This window comes from Candidatus Palauibacter sp., from assembly GCF_965237495.1.
Lineage (GTDB): Bacteria > Gemmatimonadota > Gemmatimonadetes > Palauibacterales > Palauibacteraceae > Palauibacter.
Genome location: NZ_OZ250143.1, coordinates 2,847,497 through 2,863,560, shown reverse-complemented (window position 1 = coordinate 2,863,560; position 16,064 = coordinate 2,847,497). Strand labels below are relative to the sequence as shown.

Below are 16,064 nucleotides of genomic sequence, written 5' to 3'. Positions count from 1 at the left end.
GGCGGCACATGTGGACCAGCGGGCGGTCGGGCGACGGACCTGGGGAGTACAGGGGGGTCCGGCTGCTGAGGCACTGTCCGGGACCCCCGATCACCGTTTTCGACTGGCGTCCGCACCGCATCACCGAACTGGATGCCGAGGGCAACGTGCTCGCCACGCGCTCGCTCGTTCCCCTTCGGGGCCCATCCCTACGGGGCGCCCGTCTGTTCGCCGGACGGCCGCCTCGTCTTCACCCCCTGGCCGGAAGACCTCGGCGCGAGCTACGAGGAGGACCTGGCCGAGGGGGATGTCTACCGGTGGCACACCGCCCTTGTGTCGGTCGAGGGTGACAGCGTGGGCACCCTCCGCTCGGGGATCCCGGGCGCCGAACGGTTCTTCATCCAGGCGGGGAGCAGCGGTCCTCGAGACTGGGGGAAGGATGTCGAGTTCACTCCCGTAGGCACCGGCGTGTGGTACGGGACGGCCGACGACTACGAACTCCAGCACCTGGACTGGACGGGTCGCGTCACGCGGGTGGCCCGTTGGGCCGGCCCCGACCTCACCGTGACGGGCGAGCGCGTCGACGCGTATCGGGAGGCCTGGCTGGCGCGGTACGACGACCCCGAAGCCCGGCGGAACTTCGAGCGGGAGTACTGGCCGGACACCCGGGATCAGCTTCCGGAGCGCTTCCCCGCGTACGAAGCCCTGATCGCGCTGCCGGACGGCGCCTTCTGGGTCAAGACCCATGCCTGGCTGGCGCCGGGCGAGGAACTGCACCTCCTCGACGCGAACGGCGGCTGGCTCCGCCGCCTCACGCTCCCCGGCGGCGCGACCGTCCTCGACGCCGGCCGGGACTGGGTGCTCCTGAGCCAGCGCGACGAACTGGGCGTCCCGACCGTGGCGCTCTACGAATTGGTGGAAGCTGACAGCCGGGACAGGCCGGAGCTCGCCCCAACTGTTGGTGGCCGTCGCAGACGGTGAATCCTCCAGGTGGGTGGTCATACCCGCCGTTGCACCCGCTGACGGCGTTGTTTACAGGTGCTGTGCCATCGGATAGGATAGTACATCTAGATATATTTCATATTTCATCTCAATATAGTGTTTCTAGAGGTACAAGCCCATGGACGACGACGTACCGCAGGGTGGCGGTCCCCTGATCCGGCGGCGAGACCGCGCCATCCTGCTGTTCGGGCTCGTTGCCGGCCTCTCCTGCGGAGACTCTTCGACGGAGCCGACCCGTCCGCCGCCACCCCCGCCACCGCCCCCCACACCACAACCCACCTCGGTGACGGTGACCCCCGCCACCGCCGAACTGACCGCGCTGGGAGACACCGTGCGGTTGGGGGCGGAGGTGCGCGACCAGGCGGGCCAGGTGATCGCGGGGGCTACGGTGTCCTGGTCGAGCGGCGACACGTCCGTCGCGAGTGTGGATGCGACCGGACTCGTCACTGCGGCCAGTAATGGCACGGCGGTCGTCACGGCGCGCTCGGGGGCGGCGATGGGAGAGGCGCGGGTGTCGGTGCGGCAATCCGTCGATTCGGTGGTGGTCGTGCCATCGGCGGTTGAGCTGACGGCGGTGGGGGACACGGTGCGTCTGTCGGCGGCGGCGCGGGACGCCAACGGCCACGTGGTGGCGGGGGCGGTGTTCGCGTGGAGTTCGAGCGACGCGTCGGTGGTGGCGGTGGACTCGGCCGGCCTGGTGACGGCGGTCGGGGCGGGCACGTCGGAAGTTGCGGCGCGGTCGGGGTCGGTGACGGGGACGGCGCGGGTGTCAGTGCGGCCGTCCGTCGATTCGGTGGTGGTCGCGCCATCGGCGGTTGAGTTGACGGCGGTGGGGGACACGGTGCGCCTGTCGGCGGCGGCGCGGGACGCGAACGGCCACGTGGTGGCGGGGGCGGTGTTCGCGTGGAGTTCGAGCGACGCGTCGGTGGTGGCGGTGGACTCGGCCGGCTTGGTGACGGCGGTCGGGGCGGGCACGTCGGAAGTTGCGGCGCGGTCGGGGTCGGTGACGGGGACGGCGCGGGTGTCAGTGCGGCCGTCCGTCGATTCGGTGGTGGTCGCGCCATCGGCGGTTGAGCTGACGGCGGTGGGGGACACGGTGCGTCTGTCGGCGGCGGCGCGGGACGCCAACGGCCACGTGGTGGCGGGGGCGGTGTTCGCGTGGAGTTCGAGCGACGCGTCGGTGGTGGCGGTGGACTCGGCCGGCCTGGTGACGGCGGTCGGGGCGGGCACGTCGGAAGTTGCGGCGCGGTCGGGGTCGGTGACGGGGACGGCGCGGGTGTCAGTGCGGCCGTCCGTCGATTCGGTGGTGGTCGCGCCATCGGCGGTTGAGTTGACGGCGGTGGGGGACACGGTGCGTCTGTCGGCGGCGGCGCGGGACGCGAACGGCCACGTGGTGGCGGGGGCGGTGTTCGCGTGGAGTTCGAGCGACGCGTCGGTGGTGGCGGTGGACTCGGCCGGCCTGGTGACGGCGGTCGGGGCGGGCACGTCGGAAGTTGCGGCGCGGTCGGGGTCGGTGACGGGGACGGCTCGGGTGTCGGTGCGGCCGTCCGTGGCTTACGTGGTGGTCATGCCGCGGACGGCCGCCCTCCCCATTGGCGACACCTTGCGTCTGTCGGCGGAGGCCCGGGACGCGAACGGCCACGCGGTGGCGGGGGCGGTGTTCGCGTGGAGTTCGAGCGACCCCGCGGTCGCGGTCGTCGACGACGACGGGCTGGTGCGGGCGCTCACCGAGGGGATGGCGACCATCGTCGCCCGGTCCGGCACCATAATCGGGACTTCGGAGATCAACGTCGCCGACGCGGACCCGGAGCGGGCCGCGCTCAAGGCGCTGTATCGTTCGACCGAAGGTTCCGGATGGACGCATCGCGACGGCTGGCTGAGCGACCAGCCGCTCGGGCGATGGCATGGCGTGGAGACGGATGCGAGTGGAAGGGTGGTCGCCCTGCGACTTCGCGAGAACAACCTGATCGGTCCTCTCCCGGCGCAACTGGGAGATCTGTCACACCTGGGCGTGCTGGATCTTTACGGGAATTTCGTCTCCGGACCGCTGCCACCCGAAATCGGGAACGCGACCCGTCTCCGCGAAATCGATCTTGGAAGAAACCAGCTCGCTGGTTCGATCCCCGCGACGCTGGGCAGCCTCGTCAACCTGCGCGTGCTGAACTTCGAATCCAATCGACTCAGTGGCCCGATCCCGCCGGAGCTGGGAGCGCTGACGGAACTGACGTTCCTGAACCTCTTCAACAACGATCTGAGCGGCCTCTTCCCTCCGGAGCTCGCCGACCTTCGCAAGCTGCAGCAGCTGTACGTTGACGAGAATCGTTTGACGGGAGTGATTCCCCCCTCCTTCGTCAACCTCACGGACCTTATCAGCTTCCAATGGGGGGAGAACGACGGTCTGTGCGCTCCGGTGACGACGAGATTTGAGCGATGGCGTCGCCAGCGAGATGCAGAGGGGGCCGGCTGTGACGAAGCGGATCGCGCCGCCCTGGAGCGAGTGTTCGAGGCCATGAACGGAGGGACCTGGATCCGGTCCACCGGCTGGTTGAGCGACGCGCCGTTGGAGGAATGGCACGGGGTCGGCACCGATTCGCTCGGGTACGTCCTGAGGCTTGACCTGTCGCGGAATGGATTGACCGGACGTGTCTCGCCATTCATCGCGGAACTGCCGCACCTAACCGTGCTTCGACTGGGAGGCAATCCACTGGAGGGCCCCATCCCCTCGGCTCTGCCCTCGCTCGCGCTGGCGGAGTTTCGCTATGGGGACACGAACCTCTGCGTTCCGGCGTTGCCCCGCTTCGTTGCCTGGCTGGAGGCGATCCCCGTGAGGGAGGGCCCGGACGAGCGATGTCCGCCACTCACCGATCGTGAAACCCTCGTCGCGTTGCACGAGACGACGGACGGAGCCAACTGGTTCCGGAACGACAACTGGGGGAGCGACAGGCCGCTGGGAGAGTGGTACGGTGTCGAGACGGACGATGCCGGCCGGATCGTCGAGCTTCTGCTCGGGTCGAACAACCTCCGAGGCCGCATACCGCCGGAAGTCGGACAGCTCTCGTCGCTGCGGAATCTGGATTTGGCCCGTAACTGGCTGAGTGGGGCCACTCCCCCCGAACTGGGCGATCTCAGGAACATCGAGAAGTTCCACCTCAACATCAACCTGCTCACCGGTCCGATTCCGGCAGAGTTGGGCGGCCTTGCGTCGGTGAGGCAGTTTTATCTGTACGACAACCAGCTGGAAGGCCCGATACCGCCGGAGCTGGGGGGGCTGTCGACTCTCGAGGATCTGCGACTCAACAAGAACCGGCTCTCCGGTCCAATACCGCCGGAGTTGGGAAAGCTGTCGGACGTGGTCGTCATCTGGATGGACGATAACGAACTGGAGGGTCCGATACCGCCGGAACTCGCGGACCTGCACTCCGTCGAGACCCTGTACCTGGGATTCAACAACCTCACTGGTGAGATCCCCCCCGAGCTTGGCTCCCTCAGGAACATTCGGAATCTGGCCCTTGACGGCAACGAACTGACCGGGTCGATCCCTCCCGAGCTTGGCACGCTTGGCACGCTTGGGGGCTATTCCATGGATGGTGAACTCAACCTGAGGCTCAACAGTCTCTCGGGTGCCATCCCGGCCGCGTTGGGCAACCTCCGGGATCTGGAGACGCTGCGGCTCGGTCACAACCGCTTGGAGGGGCCGGTCCCTTCCGAACTCGGCGCGATGAGAAAGCTTGAGTGGCTGGAGCTGGCGGGCAATGCGGGACTGACCGGCCCGCTGCCCTCAAGTCTCAGTGCGTTCCCGGCGTTGTTGCGGTTCGAAGCAGGGGGGACCGCGTTGTGCGTGGCTGCCGGCACCGACGACCCCGGGTGGTCGGGATTCGTGCGCCTGCCACCGTGCGAGCCCATGGTGGAGACCGGGTCCTCGGCGTACCTGACACAGGCGGTGCAGTCGCGGGCCTTCCCCGTGCCGCTCATTGCCGGCGAGACGGCGCTCCTGCGCGTCTTCGTCACAACGCAGGAGAGTACCGGCGCGGCGATCCCTCCGGCCAGGGCGACTTTCTTCGCCGGTGGCGAGGAGATCTACTCGGTCGACGTCCCGGGGTCGTCCGGCTCGATGCCGACCCGAGTTGCCGAGGCGGTAACTTCGCTGGACCTTTCCGCCAACGTCTGGATTCCCGGCGAGGTGATCCGGCCCGGGCTCGAGATGGTGGTCGAGATCGATCCGTCCGGGACGCTGGATCCCGGTCTCGGCGTGGCAAGGCGGATTCCGGGGTCGGGCCGGCGGGCCGTGCCGGTTCGGGCGATGCCGACCTTCAATCTGACCGTGGTGCCGTTTCTCTGGCGGAGCGGGCCGGATTCCGGGGCGGTGAGGACGGCGGCGGAGATGGCGACGGATCCCGAGGGCCACGGGCTGTTGGAGGATCTTCGCAACCTCATGCCGGTCAGTGACTTGTCCGTACAGGCTCATGAGCCCGTGTGGACCACGAACAACGATTCGGACAGTCTCCTCGATGAGGTGGGAATCGTCCGCCAGGTGGAGGGCGGGACCGGCTACTGGATGGCGGCGCTTTCCGGAGAAGCCACGGGCGTCTGGGGCGTGGCCTGGATCCCCGGCCGGACGAGCTATGTGCGATTCGGCAGGGCCACCGTGCCGGAAGTGGCGAGCACGCTGGCGCACGAACTCGGCCACAACATGCGACTTTGGCATGCCCCCTGCGGTGTCCGAAGTGTGGTGGATCCCGCTTACCCCCACCGAAACGGGGCCATCGGTGCGTGGGGCCTCGACTCCCGTTCCGGCCGGGATGTTCTGGTACCGCCGACAGTGTCGGATCTGATGTCCTACTGTGCCCCAAACTGGATCAGCGAGTACAATTTCTCGGGCGCGCTGCGCTACCGGCTGGTCACCGAAGCGGCGGCGGATCGCCCGGCGCCGCCGGAGTCGACGCTCCTCCTGTGGGGCGGCACGGAGGCGGACGGGACGCCCTACCTGCGTCCCGCCTTCGCCGTCGAAGCGCCGCCGGCGCTGCCGGACTCTGCCGGTCCGCAGCGGATCGTCGGTCGGGGGACCGATGGAGAGGTCCTGTTCTCGCTCAGCTTCGCCATGAGAGCCGTGGCTGACCAGGAGGGGCGGGCGGGCTTCGTGTTCGGGGTCCCCTTCCGTCCCGAATGGGCCGGACGCCTTGAGGCGATCGAACTCACCGGTCCGACGGGGTCGGCGACCCTCGACCGAACGACGGATCGCCCCTCCGCGATCCTGCGCGATCCCTCCAGTGGCCGCGTGCGGGCCATCCTGCTGGAGCGGGTCTCCGCGCTGGCCGCCGCCGCGGGCGAACCCGGCGCCACGCCCCTGCCTCCGAACCTCGACGTCATCTTCAGCCGCGGCCTCCCCGAGCCTCCGCGCCAGCGCCGCTAAGACGGCCCCCCCCGCACGACGCGGCCTCGGTGGTCGAGTCGCGACTCTTGGCGACGGCCCGCCAGGTAAACGCTCCAGCCGCTCCCCGCGTCTCACTTCTCGAAACCACGCGAGGGGAAGGGACCGGGGGCGCCATGCTCTCCGACCGAGAGATCCTGGAGCTGGCCGAAAGGGCCGGGAAGGGAGAACGAGGGGCGCTCGAGAGGCTGGCGGGCGCTCTCCGTCCTCTGATATGCCGGTGGGCTCTGGTCATGACCGGCGATCCTGATGATGCGGAGGACGTCGCTCAGCTCGTCCTGATGAAGACGCTGAACTCGATCGGGAGCTTCGATGGTCGTGCCAAAGTCACGAGTTGGGTCTACCGGATTACCGGGAACGCCTGCCTGGATCACCAGCGAGGGAAGCGGCAGGACCAACGGTTGGCCGAGAAGGCGGAGTGGTTGGCCGAGGCCCGGACGCCGCGGCTGGAGGATCCGCTCGATGACATCGAGATGAAGAGGACTCTGCGATTGATTCGGACGCTGTTGAGGGGCCTGCCCATGGCGCAGCGAGAAGTCTTCGATCTGGTGGACCTACAGGGACTGAAGCCCACGGAGGCGGCTCAACTGTTGGAGATGAACCCGAGCACGCTGCGGGTACACCTGCTTCGCGCCAGGCGCAGGATGCGGAAAGAGATGTTGGCGCAGCCCGGGGAGAGGGAAACGAGGGGGAATGATGGCTGAGCGTGACGATAGGCTGGAGGGTCCGGAGGACGATATCGATACGGCGGCTGGATCGGATCCCTCAGAGTGTCGGAACGTCGAGCGAATCGCCCGGGACGAACGGAATATGCACGCCGTCCTGTCGGCGATGGCAGACCAGCTGAGTGAAGGCCTTCCCGCCGTGGTGTATGCGCACGCCACGCCCGCGCGTTGGCGACCCTCGTGGAGGAAGTGGACCGTTGGGCCGCTCGCAGCAGCCGCGGTCGTGGCGGCGCTGATCCTGTTGCCCGGCGGAGTGGTCGAAGAAGGCAGCGGCCCCCTCGCGCCCCCCCCACGGAGCATGGTGAGCGAAATGGATGTGGAGGCCGACAGGCCGTTCGTGGTCTTCCCCACGAATGATCCTGACATCGCCGTCGTATGGCTGCTCAGCCCGGAGGAGAGTGACTGATGATCGGCAAGAAGGTCGCGAAGGTGAACAGGAGAATCCGATGCGCGTTGATCATGACGTTGGCCGTCGGCCCGCTCACGGGCATCGCGAGCGCACAGGAGCAGGGGGATGCCGCGGAGACCATCCAGAACGTCCAGCTCATCTTTCACCTGGTCGAGGCGGATGGTTTCACCGATGAGGACATCGAGATCAGCGATGTCGTGGCCGAGCTCAGGAAGCTCTTCAACTTCCGGGGATACCGGCTCCTGTCGACATCCATGCTGAACGTCGGCCTGGCACAAAGCATGGCCGGCGTTACCGGAAGCGGGTCCCAGAGGATCATCGCGCACGATTCCGAGACCCCCTTGACGATCCAGGCGGAGGTCAGTGCCCGCCGATCCGCGAGGACTGTCCGTGCCAAGGTGACCCTCACCGACGTGTTTTCACGCTGGTCCCTTCTCGAAGCCTCCGTCACGATCCGCGACGGCCAGAGGGTGGTGTTGGGTTCGGCTCGCCGCTCCGCGGAGGAACCCGTGCTCATCCTGGTCGTGACGCCCAGGATCGATCCGACATGATTGGCGCCTCCCGCCACCGATCCCGGCATCGCCGTGGGATGGCGCCTCAATCCGGAGGAGAGCGACTGATGGTTTCGACGCTCGCCTTGGTAGCTCTCGTCGCTACGCCGCTCGGGGCCCAGGAGGTGGTCGAGAGCGCGGCGCCCCGTGACGCGGACCTGACCCTCACCGATGAACCGCTGGTGCGGATCGGGCTCGTGGACGGGCCGCTGGACTACATCTTCGGCGACGTAACGGGCGCGGTTCGTCTGGATGACGGCAGCATCGTCGTGGCGGACGAGCAGAGCCACAATGTCCGCAGGTACGACGCGGACGGACGGCACCTGTGGACGAGCGGCCGGGAGGGCGACGGGCCCGGAGAATACCGCGGTCTGCGCCTCCTGCGGAACTGTCCGGGGGCGGCGATCACGGTCTTCGACTGGGTTCTGGACCGCATCACCGAGCTCGATTCCGACGGCAACGTCGTCGACACGCGCGCCCTCAACTCGATCGGCGTGCGTCCGTACGGGGAACCCGCCTGCTCGCCCGATCGGGGCCTCGTCTTCACCCCTTGGCCGGAAGACCAGGGAAGCGTCCTGGACAGGGCGGTGGGCGAGTCCTGGCGCTGGCGCATGTCACTGAGGTATGCCCAGGGTGGCAGGATGACCGTACTGCGTTCCGGGATTCCGGGGGCCGAGCGCACTCGCATTTCGCGGACCAGCGCCCGACCCAGCCATTGGGGACGGGACATAGCCTTCGCGGCCGTGGACGCAGGCGCGTGGTACGGGACGTCCGACGACTACGAACTGGAGCATCTGGACTGGACGGGTCGGGTCACGCGCATCGCCCGCTGGGCCGGTCCCGGCCTCGCCGTCACCGACGAGCAGGTGGACCGCTATCGCGACTACTGGTGGGACTACCTCCTGACCCGGGACCCCAATGAGGAGCGCAGCCGCTTCGAACGGGAGGTCTGGCCAGAGGTGCGGGCGTACCTGCCCGAGCGTTTCCCCGCCTACGAATCCCTCCTCGCTCTGGCGGACGGCAGTATATGGATCAGGGCGTACCGCTGGCGGGCACCCGGCGAGGAGCTTCATCTCCTGGACCGCGACGGTGTGTGGATCCGACGCCTCACGATGCCCAGCGGCTCCGTCCTCCTCGACGCCGGCCCGGACTGGGTGCTCATCAGCCAACGCGACGAGTTCGATGTCCCCACCGTAGCCCTCTACAAACTCGTCGAAACCGGCGGATAGCACTGACTCCAGATCGTGAGTGGCCGGCCGCAGCGACAGCCGGCATCTTCCACGGTTCGATGTCCACTCTCAGTGCAGCCGGGATCGGTCTCATGTTTCACGTATCCAACGTACGTCGCATCTCCGCTTCGTTCGCGCGGGTCCCCTGCACCGCAGCGGCTCTGGTAATCGCGGTGTTGGCGGTTGTCGCCTCCGCCTCGCCGGCTTCCGGCCAGGACGCGCCCGCGGCCCTGACGGCGGCGGACTACGAGCGGGCGGAGCGGTGCCTCTGGGACCACACCGATCCCCTCGTGCTCGGAGGGTGGCCGAACCCCCAGTGGCTTGAGGACGGGCGGTTCTGGTACTGGAACCGCTTCGAGAGCGGCAGTGAATACATCATCGTCGATCCCGCCGCCGGGACGCGCGAGCGCGCCTTCGATCACGCGCGCGTGGCCGCCGCGCTCAGCGCGCAAACGGGGGAGGAATACACCGCCTTCGCGCTCCCGCGGGGAGAAGTCGCGCTCGAAGCGGGGGTGGTCCGCTTTGAAGTGCGGGCCGAGGGAGAGACGTACGCCTGCAGGCTCGCCGCGGCCCGATGCGAACCGGTTCCCGAGGCGGAAGCCGCCCCCGGCCGCTTCGACATCGTGTCGCCGGACGGGGCCAATGCGGCGTTCATTCGCGACCACAACCTGTGGCTCCGTGACCTGACGACCGGAGAGACAACCCAGCTCACCGAGGACGGGTTCGAGGACTTCGGCTACGCGACGAACAACGCGGGCTGGACGAAGAGCGACCGTCCCGTGCTCAGGTGGTCCCCCGACTCGCGCCGCATCGCGACCTTCCAGCACGACGGCCGCGGGGTGGGGATGATGTACATGGTCACGACCGAGGTCGGGCACCCCGAACTCGAGGCTTGGCGTTACCCGCTCCCGGAGGACTCCGTCATCTTCCGGATCCACCGGGTGGTGATCGATACGGAAGCGCCGGCGGGAAGCCGCGTCGTCCGCCTGGACATGCCGCCCGACCAGCACCGCTCCACCGTGTGCGACCACGTCGCCTGCCGCGGAACCTTCTCCGATGTCGAGTGGAGCTCCGACGGCTCGAAGCTCGTCTTCGTCTCCAGTTCGCGCGACCACAAGCGGGCGCTCGTCCGCGTCGCCGACACGAGCACGGGAGCGGTCCGCGACCTGTTCGAGGAAGTCGTGGAGACGTTCTTCGAGTCCCACGCCAACTGGCGCTATCTCTCCGCCTCCGACGAAATCCTCTGGTATTCGCAGCGCGACGACTGGGGACACCTCTACCTCTACGACGCGAGCAGCGGGGAACTGAAGCGGCAGGTGACCTCGGGCGCCTGGAACGTGGAACGTGTCCTACGTGTCGACGAGGAGGCGGGGGAGATTCTCTTCATGGGGAACGGGCGTGAGCCGGGCGATCCCTACTTCGCGTATCTCTACCGCGCGGCGCTGGCCGGGGGCGATCTCGCGCTGCTCACGCCGGACAGCGCGAACCACGTGGTGTGGCTCGCGCCCGACGGGGAGACGTTCGTCGACCAGTACTCCACGCCCACGATCCCGCCGGTGACCGTCGTCCGGGACATGGACGGCGAAGTGCTGCAGACCGTCGAAAGGGCCGACATCTCGCGCCTGGAGCGCACCGGCTGGCAGCCGCCCATCCCTTTCACGGTGAAGGCCCGGGATGGGGAGACCGATCTGTACGGGCTGATGTTCCGTCCCTCGAACCTCGATCCGGGCGCCAAACACCCGGTGATCAACTACCTCTATCCGGGACCGCAGAGCGGGAGCGTGGGGAGCCGGAGCTTCCGGGCCGCGCACCGCGACCTGCAGTCGCTGGCCGAACTCGGGTTCGTCGTCGTCGAACTCGACGCGATGGGGACGCCGAGGCGGTCGAAGACCTTCCAGGACGCCTACTACGGAAACATGGGCGACAACGGACTGCCCGATCAGATTGCCGGCATCCGCGAGTTGGCGGAGCGCCACGCCTGGATCGATATCGACCGGGTCGGGATCTACGGCCACTCCGGGGGCGGCTTCGCCTCCACCTCCGGGATCCTGCGCTACCCGGACTTCTACAAGGTCGCCGTCTCCCAGGCGGGGAACCACGACAACCGCAACTACGAGGACGACTGGGGAGAGAAGTATCAGGGGCTGCTCGAGGAGTACTCCGACGGAGTCACGAACTACGACAACCAGGCGAACCAGCTCGTGGCGGAGAACCTGAAGGGCAAACTCCTCATCGCGCACGGCACGATGGACACGAACGTCCCGCACTCGAACACGATGCTCGTCGTGGACGCGCTCATCGCCGCGAACAAGGACTTCGACCTCCTGCTCTTCCCGAACCGGGGCCACGGCTTCGGCAACGAACCCTACATGATGCGCCGCCGCTGGGACTACTTCGTCCGCCACCTCATGGGCGCCGAGCCGCCCCCCGAGTACGAGTTCGGCCGGATCCAGCCCCTCGTCCCGTAGCCCGACGTTTGTCTCCGGCCGCGACCGGAGTTCTTGCTTCCTTCCAGGAAAGTGACGCCACCATCCGCTCACGCGTCTGGATTACGGATAGTTGGATGACGAATGGGTTTCCGGTGTCGCAGGAAACCGGCTCCGCAGCTCTGGAGAGTATCAATGAGACGCCCCGCCGTGCCGATCATGACCATGATGGCAGTGGTGGCCTGCGCCAGACCGGTGATCATCATGTCACGTCCGGCGAATGTCGAAGCTGGCGGATTGGACTGCGTCAGCGGGACGTTGCAGCGTATCGGCTACATGATCACGGCCGGTGACCGTGCACTCGGGTTCGTGAGAGCAGAACGCACGCGTACGCGTGCGAGCTTCCCGTCGGGTCCCCTAGGAACCGATGTCCTGGTCGTGAACTACATCACCGCCGATGCGGGGGACGACGAATCGGACGATACGATCCAAGTGAAGGCCTCGCGTACGACGAAGGAACAATACGAAGGAGGCGCAACGAGTGACGCGATCTCTGACGCCGAGCGGCTGCTGGATCAGTGCGGACAGATCTGAACCATCGGCCCGGGTAGCGGGAGAGTCGTTGCGGGCGACGACGATCCGCCTCCGTGCGGTCCGACTGTCTGAGCCCGCCACCTGAACCGGGCTTATCGTCGATTACAGCTCACACAATGCCGAAAGACCGGAACAGCAGGTCCCCGGATGCGTGACAACGAGTCGCCAACCCGCACATCGACCGTCGTTGCCACCTTGACCATCTTGCTGGCCGCTACCCTACAAGGAACGGCTTCCGCTCAAACACGCGACTCTCTTCCCTCCAACACCCTTCTCCCCGATCCTGCCCGGGGCGCCTACCTCGACGACACCGCACGCCAACTCGTGCTCGGGCTCAAGGCCACCCGCGACACCGCACGCCTGACCATCGACACCTACACGGCGCTGATCCGTGAGCGGCTGGGGTTCGAAATGCCCTCATTCCGGCGCAATCGGCCCTGGGTTCACGGCGAACGCACGGCCCGTGTGCGGTGGTCGCGTGACGAGCCCGCCATCGTTCACGTTCTCGCGGCGCGGCTCCGGGATCAACTCGGCGACCCCGAAGATTCGGAGTTCTTCAGCGGGCTGTGGACGGAACGATTCGCGGCCGACCCGCTGAGCGATCCGTTCACGTTCGGCTTCACGGTCTTCGCGCAGTCCCCGGAGGCCGAGATCACTACTCGCAGTCCACTGGGGCCGGCTTCCGAGCGCTACTACCAGTTCCGTTCCGGGGATACGATTGCCGTTCAGCTGAGCAACGGGAGCACCTTGCGAGCGGTTGCCGTCACGGTGATCCCTCGCTACCCCAGCATCCGCCTCGTCTCGGCGATCATGTGGGTCGACGCGGAGTCTTTCGGGCTCGCCCGCGTCGCCTACAGACTGGCCAAACCGGTCGACCGCGAGATGGCCTGGCGGCTCCGGAGCGGCGGGCGCTGGAGTCCGCGTCTGCATATCGACATCAGCCCCCCGAATTCCTCCGCCCACGGACTCGCACCCGACTCAACTCCCGATCGGCCCAGCTTCTTCGACCGGCTGGTCAACGGGGCGTTCAACAGCGCGTTTCCCCGCCTTCGGCTGGACATCTCGACGGTGGTTGCGGAGTACGGACTCTGGGAGATGCGCCACTGGTTGCCCCGCAGCGTGACATGGCGGGGGGACATGAGTGCAATGGAGGGTGTCACCGCCGCCGGCATCGCGCCACTCGCCGTTCCGGCGATGATCGACTGGACGCTTGAAATCGAGGACATCCGTGAACGCGGCGCGGAAGCCACTCCCGGGACGCCCGCCACGGCCGCCGAGGCTCTTCGGCTCTGGCGCCAGGAAGGGGACAGCATCAGCGGGTCGCTGGCGGCAGCGGGACCCGGTGACATGGTGACGATCACGCCCGCGGACCGGCACGCCCTGGCCACGAGCGACCTGCTGCCCCCGACCGTTTGGGAGGAGGATCGCGTGAGTCGACGACGCCGCCATCGAGCAGATCGCGGCGGAACTCGCGGCCCTCGGTACCGGTGAAGGAGGCGACCGCGCCGAAGCACCGAGCCCCTGGCTCTTCGATCCGCCCGGCAAGACACTGAGGCTCCTGCGCTACAATCCTGTGGAACGCGTCTCGGCGGGAACCCGCCTGCAACGCGAGTTCGGGTGGGGACGCGCGGCGTTGACGGCGCGGGTCGGAACTGCTGGCGTGGCGCTGCCGGACATCAACCTCACCCTGCAGCGCAACCATCCCGGCCACATGATGCTCGTCTCCTTCTACCGGTCGTTGCGGGACGGCGAGCCGGGCGAAAGCGGCAGCACGCCCGGCATCTACGTGACCGGGGACACCGAGGACTTCCATTGGTCGCACGGAGCCGCGATCCGATTCCTGCCTCCCGCCGGTGAGAGGAGCTGGCTTTCGCTCCGTCTCTTCGCCGAGCAGGACGCCGCCAGCATGACCGACGCCAAGCGGAACCGGGTCGGGGCCGCCGTCGCGTGGACGCCCTGGTGGGGCACCCTGGAGCCTGGATCGTTCGGCGGGGGTGGCCACGCGAGCGTCCGTGCATCGGCGGGTGACAATCCACACGTGCGGGCCGTCGTCGAGGGGGCGCTGGTGATCCCCCTGTTTTCCCGACTATTCCTCGGAATGCAGGCCGGAACGGCCCGGGTTTGGGGGGATCCGGCCCCGCACGATCTATGGCGCATCGGTGCGAGCGGCCGCTGGCTCCGGGGCCACGGAGAATCGGTCCGGGGGGCGCGAGTCCACATGGCCAGAGTCGATTTGCAGCGACCGATCCGCTTCTTCCGCCTCTCCGTGTTCGGCGACTGGGCGTCCGCCGGAGGCGACGACTTCTACGCCGTGGGTGCGGGACTCGTCTTCATGGACGGCATCGTGCGCGTGGATGTGGCCCGGGGCCTGCGATGGGGCAGGGAGGGTGGCCCTGATCCCGTCCTGAGGCTGCATTCCCTCGGGGGCGCGCTCTTCTAACGGTACTCAACAATCGGTAGCGTTCTCGCGGGAACGCCTTGGCGCGGCTTCAGTAGTGATTGCGAGCGGCGAGGAAGCGGACTTGGCCAGCCGTGACTCGATAGACCAGGCGGTGTTCGCCGTCGATTCGGCGGGACCATCGTCCGCCGAGTTCGCCCCGTAGGCGCTCGGGTTTACCCACGCCGTCGAACGGATCCCTGAGGGTGGCCCGCATCAGCTTGAGCACGCGAGCGGCCAGCCTGGGGTCCTTCCGGGTCCAGTGTTCGAGGTCCTCCAGGCAGCGTACGGTGAAGGCGGCATCCCACTGCCGTGAGTTTTCATCCGTCTTCAAGGCCGAGCCGTTTGGCTAGTTCGTCAATATCGATTACTTCTACTTGCCCGCAGTCGTCCTGGGCCATGGACTCCCGCAGTCTCTGGGCGTTCTTCGGCGAGCGGAGCAGGTATGCCGTCTCGATCCACGAACTCAGGTCTTCAGCGGCGACCAACGCGACCGGTTCCTTCCCACGGCGCCGAATCAAGACGGGCTCATGCGTGTCGGTCACTTGGTCCATCAGAGCGGCGAGGTTCTTGCGGGCCCCGGTGTAGGTCGTCTCGCGGATCATCCTCGTCTCCCTCATTCTGTTACGGAATACTGGTACAGATTTCCTGTACCGTAATGTCCTGGGTCGGATCAATCCAGTTACCCCTCCCGCGCAGCCGGTTCGCGAACGATCTTGGAGGACCAAGATGCCTGCGCGGTACAACGAGGTATCAACACGCAAACGCGCGGAGGGATCCATGCAGGCGAGGCGACGAAGAGGTGATCTGGAGGAAGCCCGCCGCTTCCGCGCAGTGGGCACGGTCTTCGCCGGAATCGCGGCGGCGTTCGCGCTCGTGGCGTGCACCGGCGATGGCGCGGACTCCGACCGGCTGCCCCCGCCGAGCGATGAGTGGACGTACTACGGCGGGCAGAACTCCTTCAACCGGTATTCGCCGCTCACGCAGATCGCCCGCGAGAACGTCGCGGCGGTCCAGGTCCTGTGGCGCAGGCCGGCGATCGACCCGCAGCTGACGGAGGAGTTCCCGGACCTCGACTTCACCAACTACCTGCGGGGGACACCGATCCTCGTCGAGGGGACGCTGTACGCGCCCAACGCCGTCGGTCTCGTCGAGGCCTTCGATCCCGCAACCGGGGAGACCCGCTGGATCGAGCGTCCCGCTTCGGAGGAGGACGCGGCCGGACGGAGCTTCCGCGGTGTCGCCTACTGGCGCGGGGACGCGACCGGAGCCGCGGACAACCGC

At 67.5% G+C, this 16,064-nt stretch carries 12 protein-coding genes; 10 read left to right on the top strand and 2 right to left on the bottom strand.

Features of this window, described 5'->3' with window-relative positions:
- The first annotated feature begins 132 nt into the window (after positions 1-132).
- The 10 genes from ACPXY0_RS12525 to ACPXY0_RS12480 all read left to right on the top strand — a co-directional run bounded on the left by ACPXY0_RS12525 (position 133) and on the right by ACPXY0_RS12480 (position 14,783).
- Positions 133-960 carry a hypothetical protein gene (locus ACPXY0_RS12525; protein WP_423925035.1) on the top strand — a complete coding sequence of 276 codons (828 nt, stop codon included), beginning with the start codon at positions 133-135 and terminating at the stop codon, positions 958-960.
- A 139-nt stretch (positions 961-1,099) separates the two neighbouring features.
- Complete coding sequence (locus ACPXY0_RS12520; protein WP_423925033.1) at positions 1,100-6,391, top strand: Ig-like domain-containing protein; 5,292 nt, start codon at positions 1,100-1,102, stop codon at positions 6,389-6,391.
- A gap of 134 nt (positions 6,392-6,525) precedes the next feature.
- The gene (locus ACPXY0_RS12515) at positions 6,526-7,113 is read left to right on the top strand and encodes an RNA polymerase sigma factor (RefSeq protein ID WP_423925031.1); all 588 of its coding nucleotides are present in this window, start codon (positions 6,526-6,528) and stop codon (positions 7,111-7,113) included.
- Positions 7,106-7,540 (top strand): hypothetical protein, encoded by a 435-nt coding sequence (locus tag ACPXY0_RS12510; protein ID WP_423925029.1) that lies wholly within the window; start codon positions 7,106-7,108, stop codon positions 7,538-7,540. Before ACPXY0_RS12515 ends, ACPXY0_RS12510 begins: the two co-directional genes overlap by 8 nt.
- Positions 7,540-8,094: a hypothetical protein gene (locus ACPXY0_RS12505; protein ID WP_423925027.1), complete on the top strand. Its 555-nt coding sequence runs from the start codon at positions 7,540-7,542 to the stop codon at positions 8,092-8,094. Before ACPXY0_RS12510 ends, ACPXY0_RS12505 begins: the two co-directional genes overlap by 1 nt.
- A gap of 68 nt (positions 8,095-8,162) precedes the next feature.
- Positions 8,163-9,323, top strand: coding sequence for a hypothetical protein (locus tag ACPXY0_RS12500; RefSeq protein ID WP_423925025.1), 1,161 nt, complete (start codon positions 8,163-8,165; stop codon positions 9,321-9,323).
- A gap of 92 nt (positions 9,324-9,415) precedes the next feature.
- The gene (locus tag ACPXY0_RS12495) at positions 9,416-11,791 is read left to right on the top strand and encodes a DPP IV N-terminal domain-containing protein (RefSeq protein ID WP_423925023.1); all 2,376 of its coding nucleotides are present in this window, start codon (positions 9,416-9,418) and stop codon (positions 11,789-11,791) included.
- Positions 11,792-11,944: 153 nt separating this feature from the next.
- Positions 11,945-12,343 (top strand): hypothetical protein, encoded by a 399-nt coding sequence (locus ACPXY0_RS12490; protein WP_423925021.1) that lies wholly within the window; start codon positions 11,945-11,947, stop codon positions 12,341-12,343.
- Between the two features lie 195 nt (positions 12,344-12,538).
- Positions 12,539-13,834, top strand: coding sequence for a hypothetical protein (locus ACPXY0_RS12485; RefSeq protein WP_423925019.1), 1,296 nt, complete (start codon positions 12,539-12,541; stop codon positions 13,832-13,834).
- A gap of 142 nt (positions 13,835-13,976) precedes the next feature.
- Complete coding sequence (locus tag ACPXY0_RS12480; RefSeq protein WP_423925017.1) at positions 13,977-14,783, top strand: hypothetical protein; 807 nt, start codon at positions 13,977-13,979, stop codon at positions 14,781-14,783.
- Positions 14,784-14,832: 49 nt separating this feature from the next.
- Here ACPXY0_RS12480 and ACPXY0_RS12475 read toward each other — a convergent pair whose 3' ends face one another.
- Both ACPXY0_RS12475 and ACPXY0_RS12470 read right to left on the bottom strand, forming a co-directional pair.
- Positions 14,833-15,114 carry a Txe/YoeB family addiction module toxin gene (locus ACPXY0_RS12475; RefSeq protein ID WP_420632661.1) on the bottom strand — a complete coding sequence of 94 codons (282 nt, stop codon included), beginning with the start codon at positions 15,112-15,114 and terminating at the stop codon, positions 14,833-14,835.
- Complete coding sequence (locus ACPXY0_RS12470; RefSeq protein ID WP_423925015.1) at positions 15,101-15,385, bottom strand: type II toxin-antitoxin system Phd/YefM family antitoxin; 285 nt, start codon at positions 15,383-15,385, stop codon at positions 15,101-15,103. Before ACPXY0_RS12470 ends, ACPXY0_RS12475 begins: the two co-directional genes overlap by 14 nt.
- Positions 15,386-16,064: the final 679 nt, after the last annotated feature.

What these genes read in the sequence shown, in the direction of transcription:
- ACPXY0_RS12500 (WP_423925025.1), top strand. Translation starts at nt 8,163, where the DNA reads ATGGTTTCGACGCTCGCCTTGGTAGCTCTCGTCGCTACGCCGCTCGGG.
- ACPXY0_RS12505 (WP_423925027.1), top strand. Translation starts at nt 7,540, where the DNA reads ATGATCGGCAAGAAGGTCGCGAAGGTGAACAGGAGAATCCGATGCGCG.
- ACPXY0_RS12510 (WP_423925029.1), top strand. Translation starts at nt 7,106, where the DNA reads ATGGCTGAGCGTGACGATAGGCTGGAGGGTCCGGAGGACGATATCGAT.
- ACPXY0_RS12495 (WP_423925023.1), top strand. Translation starts at nt 9,416, where the DNA reads ATGTTTCACGTATCCAACGTACGTCGCATCTCCGCTTCGTTCGCGCGG.
- ACPXY0_RS12515 (WP_423925031.1), top strand. Translation starts at nt 6,526, where the DNA reads ATGCTCTCCGACCGAGAGATCCTGGAGCTGGCCGAAAGGGCCGGGAAG.
- ACPXY0_RS12520 (WP_423925033.1), top strand. Translation starts at nt 1,100, where the DNA reads ATGGACGACGACGTACCGCAGGGTGGCGGTCCCCTGATCCGGCGGCGA.
- ACPXY0_RS12470 (WP_423925015.1), bottom strand. Translation starts at nt 15,385, where the DNA reads ATGATCCGCGAGACGACCTACACCGGGGCCCGCAAGAACCTCGCCGCT.
- ACPXY0_RS12490 (WP_423925021.1), top strand. Translation starts at nt 11,945, where the DNA reads ATGAGACGCCCCGCCGTGCCGATCATGACCATGATGGCAGTGGTGGCC.
- ACPXY0_RS12525 (WP_423925035.1), top strand. Translation starts at nt 133, where the DNA reads ATGCCGAGGGCAACGTGCTCGCCACGCGCTCGCTCGTTCCCCTTCGGG.